Source organism: Bradyrhizobium sp. SZCCHNR1098 (assembly GCF_032489375.1).
Lineage (GTDB): Bacteria > Pseudomonadota > Alphaproteobacteria > Rhizobiales > Xanthobacteraceae > Bradyrhizobium.
The window spans coordinates 1-20,594 of sequence record NZ_JAUEXY010000019.1 but is presented as its reverse complement, the minus strand read 5'-3'; the positions used below and the strand labels follow the sequence as shown (position 1 = coordinate 20,594).

Annotated in this window: 5 protein-coding genes; all 5 read left to right on the top strand. The window is 62.6% G+C overall.

Annotated elements, in window-relative coordinates:
* Nucleotides 1-9 precede the first annotated feature (9 nt).
* Nucleotides 10-10,554 (top strand): LysM peptidoglycan-binding domain-containing protein, encoded by a 10,545-nt coding sequence (locus QX135_RS30080; protein ID WP_316182061.1) that lies wholly within the window; start codon nucleotides 10-12, stop codon nucleotides 10,552-10,554.
* Nucleotides 10,555-12,075: 1,521 nt separating this feature from the next.
* Nucleotides 12,076-12,939 carry a hypothetical protein gene (locus QX135_RS30075; RefSeq protein WP_315780885.1) on the top strand — a complete coding sequence of 288 codons (864 nt, stop codon included), beginning with the start codon at nucleotides 12,076-12,078 and terminating at the stop codon, nucleotides 12,937-12,939.
* Nucleotides 12,940-13,402: 463 nt separating this feature from the next.
* Nucleotides 13,403-16,138, top strand: coding sequence for an FG-GAP-like repeat-containing protein (locus QX135_RS30070; protein ID WP_316182059.1), 2,736 nt, complete (start codon nucleotides 13,403-13,405; stop codon nucleotides 16,136-16,138).
* Between the two features lie 133 nt (nucleotides 16,139-16,271).
* On the top strand, nucleotides 16,272-19,832 hold the full coding sequence (locus QX135_RS30065; RefSeq protein ID WP_316182057.1) for an RHS repeat-associated core domain-containing protein: 3,561 nt from the start codon (nucleotides 16,272-16,274) through the stop codon (nucleotides 19,830-19,832).
* Between the two features lie 3 nt (nucleotides 19,833-19,835).
* Nucleotides 19,836-20,324: a hypothetical protein gene (locus tag QX135_RS30060; protein WP_316182055.1), complete on the top strand. Its 489-nt coding sequence runs from the start codon at nucleotides 19,836-19,838 to the stop codon at nucleotides 20,322-20,324.
* Nucleotides 20,325-20,594: the final 270 nt, after the last annotated feature.

Sequence of the window (20,594 nt, the reverse complement as noted above, 5' to 3'; positions counted from 1 at the left end):
CGCCGGCTCATGAGCGCTATCGACAATCTTCGCGCCGCTGTCGAGGCCGCCGCCGGCGACACCGCCTTCGCGCTCGATGCAGCGTTCCTGACGGCAGGCCTCGCCGATCCCGCCGTGAAGGTTCCCGCCGACTACGACACTTGGCTGAGCCAGGCCTTTTTCCTCAAGGCCGCGGCCGACTTCAAGGTGACGGTGGCAAAATCCGACGTCGGCCCGGTCGAGGGGACGGCGTTCACGGTGCAGTCGGCGACGATCCCGTTCATCGGCGCCGCGACCCCGCTGGCCGCGAAGGCCACGCTCGTGTTCACCGTGGACGGCGACCAACTGATCGTGCAGGCCGAGGCGACGCCGTCGAACTGGACCTGGACCAGCAGCTTCGCCTTCATGGGGGGCTTCCCGTTCAATCAGTTCGGCACGCTGAAGAACGTCAGCTTCGTGTTCTCGACGGCGACCGGCACCTACCCGTATGGTGACTCCGCAGGGCGTGCCGTGAGCGGCGGCGCGGTGCAGAATTTCGTTGCCAAGGTCGCTCTGCCGGATGTCGCCAAGCCGTTCCTGCTGCTGTTTCCCGGCCTCACCGCGCCGGCCGGCGATCTGCTGCTGAGCGGCGCGCTCAACATGGGCATCTTCAACGGCGAGACCGTGCTGTTCCCACCGGGGCAGTTGCGGGCCGCGATCCAGGACGGCACGTTCAAGCTCGCGTCGCAGTTCACGGTCAAGGATCCGAGCCTGGCTCTGACCATTCCCGCGCCCGATGGCGCGGACGAGGTCGATGGCGTGCTGGTGCTGGCCGATCCCGGCGATCCGGATGCCGGCGATCAGGCGCCGACGCTCGCGATCTCCTCGCAGTTCGACGTCGGCAGCACCGGCTCCTATCAGCTCGACGTCGAGATCACGCCCGGCGCGGACACCAGCTATTCGGTGGCGCTCGCGGTCGTCGAAGGCGGCGCGCCGCTGACGCCGGCCACGGTGATCGAGGTGATGGGCGGCAACGGCGGCTATCTCGCCGCGACCCCGGACGTGCTGCAGCAGTTCCTTGCCTTCGTCGGTCTCAACGGCTTCTCGATCGCCGGCACGCTCGGCCGCTCGCCGACGATCACGGCGGTCTCGATCGAGATCGGCAGCTCGAAGGATACGAGCTGGCAGGTCCTGCCGCCGACCGGCGTCCTCGACTTCAAGATCACGAGCTTCGCGCTGCAATGGTCGATGGCCTATCCGTTCGACGGCACGAAGCGGCAGCAGACCTACGACTTCACGACCGAGTTCGTACTGGCGCCCAGCGTCTTCAAGGGGCCGGACGGCGAGGGCGACGGCGTGTTCACCGTCCAGTTCACCTCCGCGAAGCAGTTCTTCGCGTCCTTCGCCGGGACCGCGAAGCTGAGCGACTTCCTGACGGCCCTGTCCGGCGGTGCCGTCGTGCTCGACGTCGAGAATGTCGGCGATTTCGAACTTGGCGACATCGCGGTCGCGGTCGATTACAGCGCGCAGAGCTTTCAGTTCGATGCTGGCTTCAGCCTGACGCTCAATCTGCTCAAGATCAACAACCAGCCGATCCTTGCCGTGCGGGAGGGAACGGTCTCAATCGCGGCGCAGACTCCGACGCAGACGCCAGACGGGGGCAATGCGACGACGCTGTTGCGGGCGGCGCCGCTCCCGATGCTCCGGACCTCGCGAGTGGTCGCGCTGCAGACCGCCTCGCAGACGCAATGGAAGTCGAGCGTCGGAGGCTTCCTCGATGTCGGGCCGTTGCACACCAAGGTCAGCGTGACCTATGACGGGTTCGAAACGCCGAAGCGGTGGGACCTCGCCGCCTCGCTGGAGGAGCCGCTCGAGGTCTCGGAACTGATCAACCAGTTCTTTTCGCCCGGCAGCGCCTATGGATTCCCCAGCTTCCTGCCCGGAGATCTCATCATCTCCGAATTTGCGATCACCGCGACCATTCCGGCCGAGCAGGGCGAGCTGAAGACGAGCTACGACATCACCGTCGGCTTCAGCTGGACGTTCACCTTCGGCGATCAGACCGTCGGCATCGATCCGGCGCGGCTCGGCGTCAGCTATGACGGCCAGAAGCCGGCCCAGCAACAGTTCGCCGGCTTCGCGCAGGGAACCTGGGTCTACTCGGCGATCAACCTCAAGCTCACGATGGGCTATGAGTTCAAGACGACGGAGGCGGGCTCCAACAACATCCTGTTCGTCGAGTGGGAAGGATTCCGCGCGGATTGGGAGAGCGGCAAGGAGCTGGTCACCTTCAGCCTCAAGGGCTGGAGCATCGGGTCGCTGGTGCAGGCGCTGGTGCGTACGCTCGGCAATCCCTACTTCACGCTGGATTCGCCATGGGACCTGCTCAACCAGATTTCGCTCGATGCGCTCCGTGTCAACGTCTCGCTCAAGAGCGGCGAGAGCTTCTCGCAACGCCTTTCGGCCAGCTACGAGCTGTCGAGCCCGATCAATCTCGGCTTCATCAGCATCACGGCGCTGACCTTTCGCCGCGGCACCGACGGCAAGGTGACCCTCGCCATCGAGGGCTCGAGCCCGCTCGTCGCCGATGATCCGGCATTCAAGAATCTGCTCGATCCCGCCAAGGGGCAGGACGTGCAGAACCTGCCGTCGGTGCCCGGTCGGGGCGAGGAATGGTTCAAGCTGTTCCTGCTCGTGCTCGGACAGCGCATCGGAATCACCGGCCATTCCAGCTTCAACAGCACCAAGGAGGTGATCTGCGCGCTGCAGTCCGTCCCAAGCACGACGGGCAAGATGAATCCGGTGGATCCCAATGCGGACGAGGGCGGCGCGCCGGGCCTGCCCTATTACGACCAGTCGAACAACTGGCTCATTGCCGGGCATCTCGGCCTGATGAAAGTGGCCGGCGCCTGGTCGATCGATGCCATGCTGGTGTTCAACGACCCCAATCTCTACGGCCTGCGGCTGGCGCTCGCCGGCGAGAAGATGGGCGGGCTCGCCAATCTCGTCGTCGACATCCTCTACAAGAAGATCACCGACGATATCGGCGTCTACCAGATCGATTTCACCTTCCCGGACATCATTCGCAACCTCAATTTCGGCGCGGTGTCGATCACGCTGCCGCAGCTCGGGATCAAGGTCTACACCAACGGCGATTTCTTCATCGACATCGGCTTCCCGTACAATCTCGATTTCCGCCGCTCCTTCTCGATCTCGGTGATCGTGTACGGCGTGCCGGTGCTGGGCGCGGGCGGCTTCTACATCGGAAAACTCTCTAATGCGACATCGACCAAGATCCCGAAGACCAACCTCGGCACTTTCGATCCCGTCATCGAGTTCGGCATCGGACTGCAGCTCGGCCTGGGCTACAATTTCGAGAAGGGGCCTCTGAAGGCGGGCTTCGCGCTCACGGTGTTCGGCATCGTCGAAGGCGTCGTGGCGCCGTGGCATCCCTACAATCCCGCGCGCACGCTGGCATCGCGCGCCAGCAGCGGTGCGCTGCAGAGCGACTATTATTTCAAGCTGTCGGGAACGGTCGGCATCATCGGCCTGCTGTACGGCAGCGTCGATTTCGCGATCATTTCGGCCTCGGTCAACGTCAAGATCGTGCTGTCGATCCAGCTCACCTATGAGAGCTATCGCGAGATTCCAGTGATCGCCAGCGCGAGCGTGACGATCAGCCTCAAGGTCAAGATCAACCTCGGCCTGTTCTCGATTTCGATCAGCCTGTCGTTCTCGGCTCAAGTCTCCGCGACCTTCGTGATCGGACAGACCAGTACGGCGCCGTGGGAGGTCCAGGGGGCGCGCGCGGATGCCTTGCTGATGCAGCGAGCCCATGCACGCGGACCGGACGCGGCCATGCGGCTGGCGCGCAGCCTGAAGCCGCGGCCGAAGCGGCTGGCGCCGGCCGCCGCTCATCGCATGGGACTTGCCGCCACCGCCGGCGACAAGCCGAGACTGTCGCTGATGGCCGGCGCACAGTACACTGTGCTTGCTCCGGAGGGGGCCACGGACGCAGCCTCGAACCAGGGGGCATTCGTGCTCCTGCTCGCGATGGACGCGCCGGATGCCGCCGCGAGCGTGCCGTCCGCGACGAAGACGTCGTTCGATGTGCTGGCCGAGGTCTACTTCCCCTGGATCATCGATGCGCTGGGCAACGAGAGCGGCGATGCGGCCGAGCTCGCCGAGACGCTGGCCACGTCGGTGACGCTCACCCAGCTCGAGGCCTATGTCGCGCGTCTCGCCGACACGGCCGATCCGTCCCTGTCGATCAAGGGCCTGCTGCAGTTCCTGGCCGACGGATTCACGCTCGACATCTTCAATCCGGCGACGGCGCAATCGTCGGGGCTGAAGACCAAGCTCGATGCCGGTTCGGTGCTGTTTCCGGTGTTCGACGGATTGAAGCTGCAGGTCCCCGGCATGTCCGGTGGCCAGACCTCGCCGATCGCGTTCGAGACCTACACCACGGCTACGCCCGGCTACGCGACCGCGGTCAGCAAGATATTCGCGCAGGTCGCCGCGAACATCGAGGCCCAGAACAAGGAAACGCGCCGGCTTGCCGCGGAGGACGACACCAGCTCGGCGGAGTCGATGGCGGCCCTGGTGTTCGTCGACACCTTCACCCTGATCGCACGCCAATTGCTCCAGGCCGCGGCCGACGCGCTGCAGAGCTATGCCTATCCGTTGACACCGACGAGCAACGTCGGTGGTATCCTGGATGAGCTGAACGGGATCGCCGGCAATGCCTTGACGATTGCCGATATCGTGCAGCCCAACGTCGATCATGCCTTGGGGGCCGGGCTGTCGCTGCATGTCGACGGCCTCGAATATGTGGTGCAGAGCGGGGACACGCTGCAAGGCATCGCTGGCCGCTATTCCGATGCGGCGTCGCCTCCGCGCTGGACCACGACGCCGGACCGCCTGATCGTGGCCAACCGGTTCCGCCACATGCTGCAGGGCGGCGTCGTCCTGCTGCTCACCAACAGCCAGGGTCAGGAGCAGATCTATGTGACGCGGCAGGGCGACAGTTTCGACGACGTCGCGCTGCAACTCGGCGCGATCTCGATCGACGCGCTCGCTGCACAGAGCGTGCTCTACGGCGTCGCCGGCCTGCTGCAGCCGACCTTGCCGCTCGCGATCTGGCCGATCGCCTACAAGACCGCAGGGACATCCGGCCCGTCATCCGATACGCTGGCGACGGTGGCGAGCCTCTTCCAGACCACCGCCGTTGCGGTTGCGGACGCCAATCGCGGCGTCGCCGGCCTGTTCGCCGTGCAGGCGGAGCGCGGCCTGCTCACGGTCGCCAATCTTCAGGCCCTGTCGGTTGGCGCGCTGTGGTCGGCCATCGCGGCCACGGGTCAGGTCGGGCAGACCGCCGGCATGGTCTCGCGCTTCCTGGTCTATGGGTTGCGGCTGCCGGTCCAGGACGGATTGACGCTGTCCAATGCGTTCCTCTATCCGAGGACGCAGTCGGCCTATGGAGTCTATCAGCTCACCGGCCAGCAGTTTCCGACACCCAGTTCTGCCACGAGCTACAAAGTCGGCTTCGCACGCGAGACTCAGAGCCACGGCGTCCCGCTCGATTTCATCTTGCTGAACGACGGCACCGACCTCAGCATGGAGGTTGATCTGAGCCAGGCCTATGCGGCGCTCGATGTGGTCGTCAGCTGGGCCAGGGGGCCGGGCAATTTCGTCCCGAGCCCGACATTTGCGGCGCTGCCGCTCGCCGAGCGCCAGCCGCGGCCGTTTACCGCCAGCGGCTACGCGCGCTGGTCGAGCGGCTCCGTCGCGAGCCTGTTGGCCCTGACGAACCGCGGCGGCGTGGCCGCGGCGGCCGATGCCGGCGCGCAGGTGCAGCCGACGCTGTGGAGCCTGCCGCCGGCGCAGACCAATCTGGTCGCCACGCGGGAGCAATCGATCCGCGCCGTCATGCCGGATCTTCGTTCGACCTTCGCGCTGCTGCCGAAATTCCAGCCGCAGACCGGCCGCAGCAATCCTGCAACGGGACGCACCGACTATGCCGACATCGCACGTTGGGCCTGGTGCACGCGGCTCGACGTTCAGATCAAGCGTCTGCCCGACGCGGCGGCGCTGGCCGCGCAGGGCGTGGGCGCAGGCGATCTGCCGAGCGGTCCGGCGTCCGCGCCGTCGCTGCCGTTCGTCTATGAGTTGGTTGGCCCCAGCTCGGAGGATGCGGTGCGACTGCAGCGCATCCTGACCGCCATGGACGCCCTGGGCGAAGGCATCGCCTCCGCCGTCTTCCTGCTCTACAACCAGTCTGGACCCGGCGCGCCGATGCTGGTGACGCCTGCGGATGCCAACTTCCTCGCCTTCATCACCCAGACCAACCTCTCGACCGAGACCAATCCGGCGGCGGCGCTCCGGCTGACGCTGGCTACCGAGGACGCTCCGCCGCGCGGCATTGCCAACTCCCCGGCGCAGTTCATCCGCCTGATGTGGGAGCTCAGCACGGTCCGCAGCGGCGGCTACTATCTCTATTACGAGAACGTCGAAAGCGGCGAGGGCTTGCCGGCCGCCGTCTTCGATTCCTCCGGCTCGGGCATAGTGACGGTGGTCGTGACGTTCGCGACGCAGGGCAGCGAGTCGTTCGGCACCACGCTTCCCGATTTCGTCAACGCCTTCGTGACGACCGACGCCGTCGATCCGCAGAGCGATCTGGTACAGACGGTGTCGCTCGCCTCGACCGGCCAGACGGCGCCGGTTGCGGCGGGGGCATCGCTCGATGCGCTCGCGGCGATCTACGGCCCTGGGCCCGGGCGGATCGCCGAGGTCAACGCGACCAAGCCGCTCGCCGCGGGCGCGCTGGTGCCGATCGTGGGCGCGGTACGCCAACTGACCGACGCGGATCTGGTCCGCGCCGCCGGCGGGTCCATCGACGCGCAGGCCACCCTCGACAAGCTCGCCAGGCTGTTCTCTGCCGGCGCCATCCACTCCATCAGCGGCCAGGACATCGCCGCGTTCAATCCGCAAGTCGCTGTTGCGCTCGCGGCCGTCTTCTACATCCCGCCGCTGACCTATCAGGTCAGTTCCTCCGCCGCGCCCGGGATGAACTTTGCCAGCATGGCCGCCTATTACGGGTTGGATGCCGACCTGATCGCCCGTGGCGCCAGCGCAGCGCCCGGACTGTTCCCGGTCAATGCCGTGCTCGATCTCGACCCGCAGCTGTTCTCGCTGCGCGACCAGCTGCCGCCGCAGAACATCGGGTTCTCGTTGACGCGCGACAATCTCGGCCTGCCGCCGGACGATCCAGCGGCGCCGGACTTTGCCAAGAAGACAATGTATCAGCTCTACACCTCGCTGGCCGCGGGGCTCGCGGGCAACGTCTTCTGCAAGGCTACTCCGCTGGGCATGCCGTTCGGTCCTCAGGACCATGACGACGATCAGTCCGGCGCGTTCGAGAGCCATGCGCGCTCGGCGCGGACGCGCGGCAACCGGTTGGCGCAGGTTGCCCTCGCCGATTTCGACTATCGCCAATCGATCGGCATCGGCGCGCAGTTCGCGCTGGTCAACGCCGCGCCGGACCCGTCTGATCCGGATCTGCCGCCGAAGGCAGCCAACCCCTATCTCGGCGTCGGCACCATGGCGCAGGTCGCGCTGCAGTGGCGCGACATCTTCGGCAACACCACGGTGACGCCGTTCGAGGCACCGCCGCAAGGGTACCGCGGCGCGCTCAACGGTGCGGCGGTGCCGATGCTGTATCGCGACGAGCTGATCGGGCTGGGGTCCTGGATCAATACCAACGCCAGCTACAGTTATGACGGCACGGCCGGTGCCGCGTTCAAGCTCGTTCTGTCCCTCAACGCCGCCGCCTATGCCGGGCCGGACGGCGCGGCGCGGGCCGCCGACGATCTCTCGCTCTACACCCGGATCTATTATCAGCTGCATCAGGACTATTCGGCCGATGTGGCCGTGCATGTGCCGGGCGTCTCCGGCAACGCGGTGGCGATGCGGCTATCGAATTCGCTGATGGCCAAGCCCGATGTGGACCTCAGCGACCCGCAGGCGGACATCATTCGCGGCTATGTGCGCGCCTGCGTGCTGTATCTGAAGCTCGTGACGCGCGGCCAGGTGCCCGCAGCCCCGGCTGTGACCCTGTCGCTTCCGGTCGACGTCAATGCGATCGCCGCCGGCAACATCCTCGAGCTGGATGTAACACTCGCGTTCAGCCGCAATCCGCTGCTGGTCGATTCGGCGGTGGCGGCGTTGCAGGGCGGCAGCGGCGTGGCCGCGGCGATCCTGCCGCGTGCCGATGGCGACGGCAATGTGTCCTATACGGTCTTCAGCAAAGCGGTCGAGGCCGTGTTCGCCACTGCCGACTGGTATCTCAAGGTCGGGCAGGGGCTGTCCCGCGACGGCGAGGATGCGGCCGACGGCGCTCAGCAGCTCTGGGCGGTGCGCTTCGGCAAGGCGGCAGGGCAGGGCATCCATTTCAAGCTCGGCACGTCACCGAGCTATTTCGCGCCGAAGCCGATCGCCAAGGCGCTGGCCAGCGGCGATGCGACGATCACGCGCTATGACAGCGGCGACACCGACACGCTGCATCTCGACGGCGTCGACCTGAACCAGTGGTTCCAGAGCGCGCTGGATGCAATCGATCAGTTCCTGTCGGCCGACTACGCGCCGCACGCGTTCATCCTCGACCGGATCGACGGCGTGACCGATCCGCTCAAGGACGGTTCGCTGGGAAGCGTGCTGTCGGCCAAGGAATCCCTGGCCGATACGATCAGCCTGAAGACGCTGCCGGTGCTGTCGACCAGCGCGGGCGATCCTTCAACCGGATTCGCCGCCAGCGAGAAGCTGCGCCAGCAGCTGCTCAATCAGCTCGGCGCAGCCTATCGCGCCGGTGCGGCCGTCGTGTTCGGATTGACCGAGGTGACCGGCGGAGGCGACAGCAACCCGGCCGGTCCGCCGAACCTCTACGGTCAGCCGGGCGGCAGCATCAAGGGCGCCGCGGACAATCAGAATTTCACGCTCACCCCGACGCGCATTCCGCTCGGCGAGGTGTACGATCCCGCCAGCAAGACCTGGTACGATCCGCGGCTGGCCTTCGTGTTCGCCACCAAGAATGTCGTCGACCAGGCGTATGTGCCGCTCGAGCTCACGCTCTCGCTCACCCATCTCGAGTTCGAGCGGCGGACTGTCCCCGGCATCGATGGCTATGTCGATTCGCGATGGCTCGCCTTCGTCAATGGGCCGTTCAGCTATCCGCTGGGCACGCAGGTCACCAACATTCCAGTGGTCAACCGCGATCTGCCGACGCCGCCGACGGTCTCCGCGCAGCAGGCGCGGCAGCTCACCGGCGAGGGCACGACCGATCCATCGAAGCTGAACGCCTGGGGTTATTCGTTCGACTATCTCTATCAGCAGGCGGCAGCCGACGCAGTGTCCTGCACGATGGAGTTCAACCGGCCAGCGGAGCCGACGCTGCGCGGCTCGGCCAGGCTGAGCAGCGAACCCGATCTGTTCACCGCGCTCGCGCAATTCGTCACCAACTATCCGGCGATCCTGCGCGACCTCAATCAGTATCTGGTCGGCATCGATGGCGCCGAACCCGATCCGACGACGCTGGCCGCTGCGCGCAAGGCGACCGCTGCCTTTGCCCTTGAGACCAGGCAGATCGCGGATGCCTATGCGCGGGAGACGGTCGGGGCTGCAAGGCTAGCGGTCGCACCGGCGCATGTGATCGTGAAGTTTCTGTCGACGCTCGACGGCACCAGCGACGGGCACGCGCGGACCAATCTCGTCAACATCACCATCGATGGCAAGGCGGCGAGCTGGAATGCGGCGGCCAATACGATCTCGAACGGCACCACCACGCTTCCGGCGCCCGTGATCGCAATCATCGCGCCCGAGCTCTATACGCCCCAAGCCGTGCCTCCGGCGGAACTCCCCCCGGGTGTAGAGATCGCCTACCTCTATACGCGTCAGGTCGACGGCAAGACGGTCTATCTCCGCGAAGCGGAGGCGCGCGGGCTGCCGGCGCGGACGGTGTCGATCGCTCCGCTCGATGTGCTGCTGTACCAGAGCGGCTGGGCGTCGGTGTTCGTGCAGCGCAATCTCGCGCTGTTCCCGCTGGCAGATCTCAAGACCACCAGCACCAATCCGGCATTCCTGTTCCAGACGCCCGAGGTGCGTTTCGCGTCCACGGTGGTCCCGCAGCTGAACTACACGGCGTTCTCGCTCGACGCAATGTCGGGCGCCTCCGGCGACCTCGACGCGCGCCTGACCAAGTTCTTCGCGGGACTCTATGCTGACGGCAATGGCAGCACCAGCGACGAGGTCGCGATGCAGGGCATGTACAGCTACGAGGTCGTAGCCGGCCAGCCGGCGATCCCGCGCGTACGGCTGCCGATCAACCTGCTGACGCCGACCCCGTCAGCGGTCGATCCGGGCGTGAAGCCGCCCTTCGTGGCCCCGTTCGCGCAGATGATCGATATGTGGCGGGCGACGACCAAGCCAACGACGTCGGGCCATGCCCGCGTCGAGATCGAGCTGAAGGTCTTCGGTGGCGTCGGCGATGCGACGCAGCCGTTGATCCAGGTCGGCCGGCTCACTCACGACATCGCGAGCGCCTGAAGGCGGTACCGGCATCGAAACTGCGGCCGTCGCCGGAGATCATCTGGACATGCCGCCCGCAGCGTCGGGTGGTACGGGCTCAAGGGTCGAGTGCTGGGTCGGGTGATGGCTGGCGCGCTCGGAGAGATTCGAATTGTAAAGCTAAGATACTTATATATCGCCAATTTCTCTCATTTCTGAGGTCCGAGGGACAAATCGAGGGTGAAACCGGACGGTGTCTGCTCTCGCAACTATTTCCGGGTTCAAATCGCTTACGCGACGATGTCAGCGCTGGTCGAGCCGCCGAGCTCGCACCTGAGCTGGGCTACCTCTGCTGCGGCGAGTTCGATGAGTCTTGCTGATCTCATGCTTTGCGCGGCAGAACGGCCATCTAGTGCAAATTCTAACCGGCGCAATTGGCTGCAATTGGCTTTTCCCGGCACTGGCTCACCCATTTGCGAGCGCGACGACAGCCTTTGGGCGACCGGCTGGGAGAGGCCGCTGGACCGTTCGAGAACAGATCGTTCCTGGAGGAGTTAGCTGCCAAAGGGGAGGGGTGGTATGCAAAGGCCCCCTCCTAAAAGACGGAGGCCCGCCCGAGGCAAGCGCAGGCCAAGGGCGTACGATCAGCTTTACGAGACAGCCCGTCATCAATCTAAAGCACTACGCCGATCCATGAGATCGCGATCACGTGCAGACCGAACCAGGCCGTTCGGCCGCTGTCATAGTTTGTCGTGGCGCTCGGTGGACCCGCCGTAACAATCGCTGTGGAATAGCCGTTCGCCAGCGACGGGTTTTGATCCTACCTTTCTCCGTTGCCGATCGATAGGATCGCGACAAATGACAGTGCGGCACCGGCCGCCATTCGTCGGCAGGTCTTCGATCGCCTTGATCGAACAGACTGGCCTCGTGGCGAGCATATCGAGGCGATATGTTCGGCGGGATCTTTCTTGGGCAAGTTCACGCGGGGCCGGCCGGCGGTGAGCACGGAGACTCCTCAAGCTCGACTTTTCGTCCGCGCCTAGACCGCCAAGTCGAACTCGCCCTTTTCCGACAGCGCACATTGATGTTGCACTCGTCCGCATAGCGCACGAAGCCGGTTAAGGTTCGTGCGGATCAAAATCGGCCCCAGTGCAAACGCGGCGCTTCCATTCATTAGTGCAATATGTGGACGGTCTCTGCTCGCAAATGTGGAGTCAAATTTGGAGTACGTAATCAAGGGTTGTGTTATCCGCTTTGTCATCTTTATGTTGTGAATAAATTGCAATGTTCGTTGATCGCCAGATACGAATGACGTCTGTTTATGCTTCGGAATGTACAGAGACTGCGGGGGCAGGAATGGTCCGTACTTCGACTCAGGCTGGTCGGGGCAATGTCGCGCGCGGACCAACAAAGAGAGCTGGGAGGATCGACCCAGGCGCTCTCTTTGAGGCTCATTTTCTACTTTAAGTAATTGCTTGGTGAAGTTGTGCTTCTTTTGCATTTCATCTGCGGCCGGTGGCGCTCTCCCGAGCGGTAATCTCTATCATGGGTGGAGTTCAGATGCGTCTTCTTGCTTGTCTTCTTGCTCTTTGGTTCCTGCCGGCTAGCGCAGATGCCCGTACCTCGGTGACTTCATATACGTGGTACGTCGCCACGAACGGCTCCGATACGGGACGCGCCGGACAGGGGGGGTGCGGTAGTGGGACCGAATTTGCGACGCCGTATGGAGCGATCCGATACATCGCAGCTAATATTGACCTGGCAGGTAATCAACCGACGATACAGTTGTGTAATGGTTACTACTCAATCGATAGCACGCAGAACTTCTTCGGTTCGCCGGTTGGAAGCTGGTTGTACATTCTGCAGGGCGATTGCTCCAACGTGCCTGCCACAGAAATGAACGTAGTCTTGCGCTACACAGGGGCACCTGGTGGAACGTTGATTCAGTCTCGTGACCTCGGCATTGGCGTATTGCAGTGCCTCACCGTGGACACCATCAATCCAGGGGCGGATACCGCTTTTTATGCCGCTCAGTTCAGTGTACTCGATATCAACAGTGTGCGTGTTGGCGCGTTCAGATACGTCTTTATGGCTGATGCCCTCGGCGCATACAACATCGCACAGTACGGAGCTGTCGGCGCGAGCAATCCGGGAATAACTCTCGGTGGGCAGATCGGCGAGCTTGTCTTTACCAATTCCTCTAGCAAGTTTTCAGTGGGCACATTTATCGACATGAATGGCGTCTCGCCCTCCTTGCAGTTCATGGAGCTTCATGGCGGGTACGCAAACTTCACGGGTGGATTCCTCAATGTCCCGGGAGGCGGCCGCGGCAGCCTTTGCGACAGCTACGCGGTGCTCGTTATGAACGGCCTGACCCCGCCGGGCGGACTTCCCGCGGGTTCGGCGTCCTGCAGCATCAGGTAGTTGATCTGCCGTTGATCGAGGGGGGACTCCTGGCTCATCGACAAATGAAGCAGCGCGCTACCGGCTTATTGGCGCGCGCTTTCCCTCCGCATGAAGAGTGCGGTTGATGCGGTACGCTTTCGATCCTTGCTCCTCACAAAAGTATCTGACCGGAACAGGAGTCGGGGCGCGCTGTCATTCTTCCCTTGAGCGGAAGGCGTGATCAAAGAATCAAGTTGAGATTGCGCTTCGAAAACTAATCGCTCTCCTATTGTGGATAAGTTTCGACGCATATTGATCGTCGGACGCAGATACCTTTTGCTGTGTCCAGTGCTTTACACATGCTGCGGGGGCAGGGATGTTGGCTATTTCGACTCGGGCCTGTCGAGGGGGCTTCGCACGGGGCGGCATAAGAGGGGCTGCAAATGTCGGTCTTGCCGTTATTTTTTGTGCGTTGAATTCAACTTTAAGCAGTGCAGGTGGGATGTCGCTGCCTGGGAGCTTCTCGGTCAACCAGGGTGGCGCGGCAGCCTATTCGATTCCGATTGCTGTTCCTCCTGGAACGGCTGGCGTGGTGCCCTCGCTCTCGCTCGACTATAGTAGCTCCGGGGCCAACGGCATCATGGGTGTCGGTTGGTCTCTCGGTGGACTGCCTTCCGTTGGTCGTTGTCCGCGGACAATGGTGCAGGACGGTGTCATCGGAACTGTAAATTTCGACGGCAGTGATCGGTTCTGCCTCGACGGTCAGCGCCTTATTCTAGTGAGCGGCTCATACGGCGGCGACGGCGCCGAATATCGCACCGAGATCGACGTTTATTCGAAGGTTATCTCTCACGGGGCGGCCGGCAATGGGCCGGCGTGGTTCGAGGTGCGCACCAAGGCGGGCCAGATCATGGAGTTTGGTCATACGGCCGACTCTCAGGTCCCGGTGGTCGGGAGGGCCACAGCTCGCGCTTGGGGGGTGAACAAGGTCAGCGACACCAAGGGCAATTACTTCTCCGTTACGTATGTAACCAACGCATCGACGGGGCAGTCGGTCCCAAGTTGGATTGTCTATACCGGCAATGCGTCCGCCGGTGTGGCACCCTATAACTCTGTGGCGTTTGTGTATGCCCAGCGATCAGACGTCATTCAGCACTATCATGCGGGGTCGCTGGTCCAGACTTCCGATCGGCTAACAAATATCAAGACTTTCGCCGGGGCGACGTTGGTCGCCGACTACCGGCTCACATATCAGCAGAGTCCGACGAGCGGCGTCTCTGAGGTGACATCCATTGCCGCCTGTGGGGGTGACGGATCGTGCCTTCCGGCGTCGACGTTCCAGTGGGCTAGCGGAGGGGGAGACTCTTTTTCGGCGGCGGTGATGGCGGTCCCGAACGGCGCGAATTTCGGCTCGCCATCCTCGACCACCAGCGGTGTCGGCCGAGGCCATGTCTTGCAGGGCGCAATTGGGTTTACGCCGATCTATAGTGATTTCGATGGCGACGGAACGACTGACTTCCTGATGCTGTATGGGCCGAATCTCTTCGCCTTCCTTAGCAAGGGCGACGGGACTTACACGTTCGTCAATTCGAGTGCGCCGAACAGCTGGAATTTCGGTAACGATCCTTTCTCTAGCTACGCCCTGATTTCTGGCGATTTCAACGGCGACGGCAAGTCCGAATTCGCGATGCTGAGCGGAGGCGTTCTGTACACTTTTCTGAGCAATGGGGACGGAACGTTCCGGGGTGTGGCGACACCGTGTCCTAACGGCTGGAACTTCGGCACTCCGCCGCAGGCGACCTACACAACGATTGCCGGCGATTTCAATTCCGACGGTAGGTCAGACTTTCTGCTGATGAGTGGCCAGTTCATGTACGAGTTCCTCAGCAATGGGGACGGCACGTTCAGTGGCAACACGATAAACATTGGCCCCACCAATTTTGGCAATCGTCCCTCAGATAACTATACGCCGATCTCAGGTGACTTCAACGGAGATGGGAAAGCCGATTTCATCATGATGGGGGGCGCCTATCTGTACGAGTTTTTCGGCAATGGAGATGGCACGTTCGCGTACAGCGCCCTGCAGATCTCGAACGGCTGGAACTTCGGCAATCCGCCTGACAACTCTTTCGTGCCCATCAGTGGCGACTTTAACGGCGATGGGAAAACCGACTGGGTGATGCTACAGGGCACCTATCTCTACGAATTCCAGAGTAAAGGTGATGGGACATTTAACTACATCACGATCCCCATCCCGAGCTCGGTCGGCTGGAATTTTGGAACGCAACCGGCTGCATCGTTCAGTCCTCTCTCCGGTGATTTCAATGCAGATGGAAAGTCGGACTTTGCGTTTATTGGCGGAAACAGTCCGTACATCTATCAATTCCTGAGCAACGGCGATGCCACGTTCAGCTACCATTTGCTTCCGATGCCGAACAACTGGAACTTCGGCGCGCCGGTGACTGCCAGCTACTGGTTGTTTGGCGGTGACTTCAAGGGCGATGGCAAAGCAGGATTTACTCTGCTTGACGCGACGCATGTGTATTCGGTCATGGTCAACGGAGGAGCGGGCGACTATATCGTCGGTTTCACGACCGGTCTGGGCGTGACGACGGCGGTGACGTACAAGCCAATCACGAGCAGTGCGGTCTACACCAAGGACACCACGGCCACTTATCCTTACGTTGATCTGCAGTCTGCCTCATTTGTCGTCTCGCGTGTCGACGCGTCGAACGGGGTGGGCGGGACGTACAGCTCGACGTATGCGTATGCGGGAGCCAAGGCAGATATCACCGGGCGCGGGATGTTGGGTTTCCGTCAGATGACGGTGAATGATCTGCAGACCGGGATCTCGGACGTCACGACGTTCCGACAAGATTTCCCCTATATCGGTATGGTCGCGTCGACGACACGGACGCTGGGCAGCCAGACACTTGGGCAGTCGACCAACACCTACCAGTTCACCAACGCAGCCGGCACGACGACGATCAGTCCGTCGAGCGCGCCCTATCGGGTATCGCTAGCGCAGAACGTGGCGAGCGGGTCGGACCTCGACGGTTCGGTGCTGCCGACGGTAACCACCGCGAACCAGTATGACGCCTACGGCAATGCGACGCGGGTCACCGTGTCCACACCTGACGGCTACAGCAAGACGACGGTCAACACCTACAGCAACGATCCGTCGCTCTGGTATCTCGGCCGTCTCACGAGAGCTTCCGTCACGAGCGTCGCGCCATAGCGGCACGGCATCACGAAGGTTCGTGGCGTGGGTTGGCCCACGCCACCGGGGAAACTGTGTCCTGCGTTGCGCCGGTCAGGGGCTGACCGGTCAGTCTCAGCAGCTTCATTCGGCGACTTGGGGGCTTGGCGCCATGACGATCTCGATCAGAACTGTGTTGCCGCAGGTCGCGGCGGTGATTGCTCTGGTGCTGGCGGGGCCAGCCTGGGCCTCGAGCAGCATCACGCGAACCTCGTCGTTCGCTTACGACGCCGCTTCAGGCCTTCTCACCCAAGAGGTGGTGGAGCCGGATACGCCGGCGCTGCGGCTGCAGACCGACTATGTCTATGATGCGTTCGGGCATAAGCAGTCAGTGACCGTGAGTGGCGCCGACATCGTCAGCCGCTCGAGCTCAAGCACCTATGACGCGCGGGGAGAGTTCGCGACCTCCAACAGCAACGCGCTGGGGCAGAGCGAGAGCTTCCAATATGACGCACGCTTCGGCCAGCCGACTAGCCACACCGGACCGAACGGGCTGACCACGACCTGGAGCTACGATTCGTTCGGCCGAAAGATCCAGGAGGTGCGGCCCGATGGCACGATCACGCGCTGGCTGTATCAGTTCTGCAGCGGCGTCAACGGCGGCGCAGCCACCTGCCTCTCGGGCGCGAGCTACCTGGTCCAGGAGACATCATATGCCGCCGACGGCACCACGGTAATCGCGCCTCCGGCGACGCTGTTCTATGATTCGCTCGAGCGCGAGATGGGGCGCCAGACCCAGGGCTTTGATGGCAGCGTCATCCAGGCGACGAAAACCTATGACGCGCTCGGGCGGGTGACGCAGACCAGCCGGCCATACTTCCTGAACGGCGGCACGCCGCGCTACACTACCTTCACTTACGATACGTTGGGACGTGCAGTAACGACCACGCAGCCGGACGGCAGCGTGTCGCAGATGGCCTATCACGGCCTGACCACGGTCGAGACTAACCCGCTGGGCCAGACGCGGACGACGACCAAGAACAGCCAGAGCCAGATCGTGTCCGTGACCGACGCGATGGGCAAGACGCTGACCGCCGCCTATGACGCGGTCGGCAACATGGTGCAGACCACCGATCCCGTCGGCAACGTCGTCACTGCGACCTACGACCTGCGCGGCCGCAAGATCGCCAGCGCCGATCCGGATCTCGGTAACTGGAGCTACAGCTACAACACGCTGGGGCAGCTGACGACCCAGACCGACGCCAAGGGCCAGACGGTCAGCCTGAGCTACGACCGGCTGGGCCGCATGGTGCAGCGCGTCGAGCCGGACATGACCTCGGTCTGGACCTACGACACCGCGGCCAACGGCATCGGCAAGCTGGCGTCGACCGGCATCACCTCAGGCTCCGGCAACGGCTTTGCCCGCAGCGTCAGCTATGACAGCTTCGGCCGCCCGCAGCAGGTCGCGACCACGGTCGATGGCGCGACCTATACGATGGGAGCTACCTATGACGCCAACAGCCGGCTGACCAAGGTCAGCTACCCCTCCGGCTTCACCGCCCGCTATGGCTACAACAGCCTCGGCTTCGCCAACCAGCTCCAGGACGACGCCTCCAGCCAGTCCTACTGGGCGGCCTATGCGATGGATGCCGAGGGGCACATCACCCAGCAGACCGCCGGCAATGGCCTCAGCACCATCAGGGGCTTTGACCCGCTGACGGGGCGCCTGACCAGCATCGCTGCCGGCGTCAACAGCGCAGTGCAGAACCAGAGTTTTGGCTATGACCGGCTCGGCAATCTGACCTCGCGCAGCGATGCCAACACCAATGTCAGCGAGATCTTCGTCTATGACGCGCTCAGCCGGCTGACGACCTCGACCACCAATGTCGACACGACACCGCTGGTCAAGACGTTCTCCTACAGCCCGATCGGCAACATTCTGTCGAAATCGGACGTTGGCACCTACACCTATCCCGCTGCCGGTCAGCCGCTGCCGCATGCCGTGACCGGCGTCTCCGGCACGATCAGCGCTACGTTCACCTATGACGCCAACGGCAACCAGACCTCCGGCCTCGGCCGCAGCATCGTCTACACCTCCTACAACAAGCCGGCGAGCATCACGCAGGGCGCGCGGACGATCTCCTTCGTCGACGACACCGACCACCAACGCTTCAAGCAGGTGACCCCGGAGGGCACGACGCTCTATATCGCCGCGTTCGGGGTTGCGGCCGAGGTGCAGAACCCCGGTATCGTGACGCAGAAATGGACCGATTTTCTGCTGGTCGGCAACGCCAGGGTCGGCATGCGGGTGGCGCAGACGTCGGGCGGCAGTACGACGGTCACCACGCGCTACTTCCACACCGATCATCTCGGCTCGATCTCGGCGATCTCGGACCAGAACGGCCTGCTGGTCGAGCGTCTGAGCTACGACGCCTGGGGGAAGCGCCGCAACGTCGACGGCACCGACGACACCACCGGCAGCATCGCCAGCCAGACCACCCGGGGCTTCACCGACCACGAAGAGCTGTCGGTCGCCGGCCTCGTCCACATGAACGGCCGCGTCTACGATCCGCTGCTCGCGCGCTTCACCAGTCCTGACAGCATGACGGAGAGCCCGTTCAGCACCCAGGGCTGGAACCGCTACTCTTATGTCGGCAACGACCCGCTGACCTTCACGGATCCGTCCGGCCACTGCTTCCTCGGCTGTTTCTGGAACTCAATCGGCAGGGCGGTGAGCAGTGCCTGGAAGTCGGTGACACACTTCTTCCAGACTAACCCCATTGCCAGGTCGATCCTGCAGATCGGCGCGACGATCTTGTTGAACTTAGCCCTTCCTGGGCTCGGCTTCGCTGGCATGTCGCTGGCCGTGGCCTCCGCCGCCGGCGGTGCAATGATCGCAACCGGACTATCGGGGGGCAATCTAAGTCAGGTACTGAAAGCAGGGCTCATAGCAGGCGTCACGGCCGCGGCCTTTTACGGGGTGGGCGAGCTTACCACCCACAATCCCGACTTCGGTACCCTGAAATACGCCGAGAATGTTGCCGGTCATGCACTGGTTGGCTGTGCCTCGTCGGCCGCATCAGGCGGCGACTGCAAATCCGGTGCTCTATCAGGAGCGGTCGGATCAGCGTTGGCGCCGCTAAACAGTAAATTGTTCCCGGATGCCCAGACCGATATCGGCCAGCGCATTGGCGGCACGATTGTGTCAGCTACGGCGGGTGGTCTCGCGTCTGTCGCAGGTGGTGGCAAGTTTGAGAATGGAGCCATCACCGGTGCTTTCGGATATCTATTCAACCATCTCCTCGAAAAGCCAGAGTTGAGGAGCCTTTATGCCATGGCAAGGGGGCATCACCTTTTCGCAAAGCAGTGGGCTTACGAATTCCGGGACCTTATAAGTACGGATGCCCTCGCCGTTTTTTCGTCCACGACCGTTGGCGCAGATGTAATTTGGGAAGGAGACCACCCAAATCGCTATCGAACAGGAAACCCGCATGATGAATACAACAATGGTAGTGGCCGAGAGACTGTAAACCGTTATCTCGCTGAGAAAAACATTACTCCAGCAAATCAACTGAACGTTGAGCAGGCCTACGAGGTCATAAACCGATTGGAGAAGCTTGATTTTAATCGGCAGGTAATGGATTATGTCGCCCAGCAGAGACTAAGTGGGCGAACTAATGTGCGGAGCGTAATCCGCGGTATTCGTGGTAGTCTAAGCCAACCGACGGAATAGACCGTGCAGATCCTCTCGGACGCAGTCGGCTTTGATGTAGGAGAAGCTAGGGAGCTTCTTAGACAAGGTGAAGAGGAAAGGGCTGTTGCCTATTTAGAGCAGTTCATAGCAAAGGGCTCTATTTTGGCCATGATCGAGATGGCGGAGTATTTGCAGGACAAGGGAGACAGCTCTTCTAGTTTGCGCTGGATGGAAAAGGCCGAACGGGCAATCGGACCCGAGGACTTCGATTCACTTCTCTATCTTTCGGGAGCTCTTCGGCGCGGACTTGGAGCCGGGACTGCCAAGGAGCGTTATTTTCGAGCCTTCGACTTGAAGGAGCGAGTGGCAGAAGCGGGTAATCTGGCGGCCATTCGGGAAATGATAGTAAACTACGCTCATGGCCTAAATGGTGCTGCAAAGGATCCAGAACGGGCTATCTATTGGGTGAGGAAAGCTGCTGCGCTCAATGACGAAGAGGCGAAGCAAATTCTTCGAGACGAAGGGCTCTGATAACGCGTAACCCGGAAAAGGTCCGTAGGGCGGATCGTGATCCGCCGTCTCGTGGCTCCATTGGCGTTGCTCCTGAATAGCGCATGGATATCAGCGACTCGCCGTAGGTGATTGGCTGCGATGCGGTGTATCGAACAAGGGACGTTGGGTTGCAGTCTGAGACGTGCCCAGCCTTGGGATTACGTGACGGTTCTGGACTGCACCCCTTAAGTGAGACACGATAATTTCTGTGACAGTGGGGTTGCCACGACGACTATCGTGCCTTGTTTT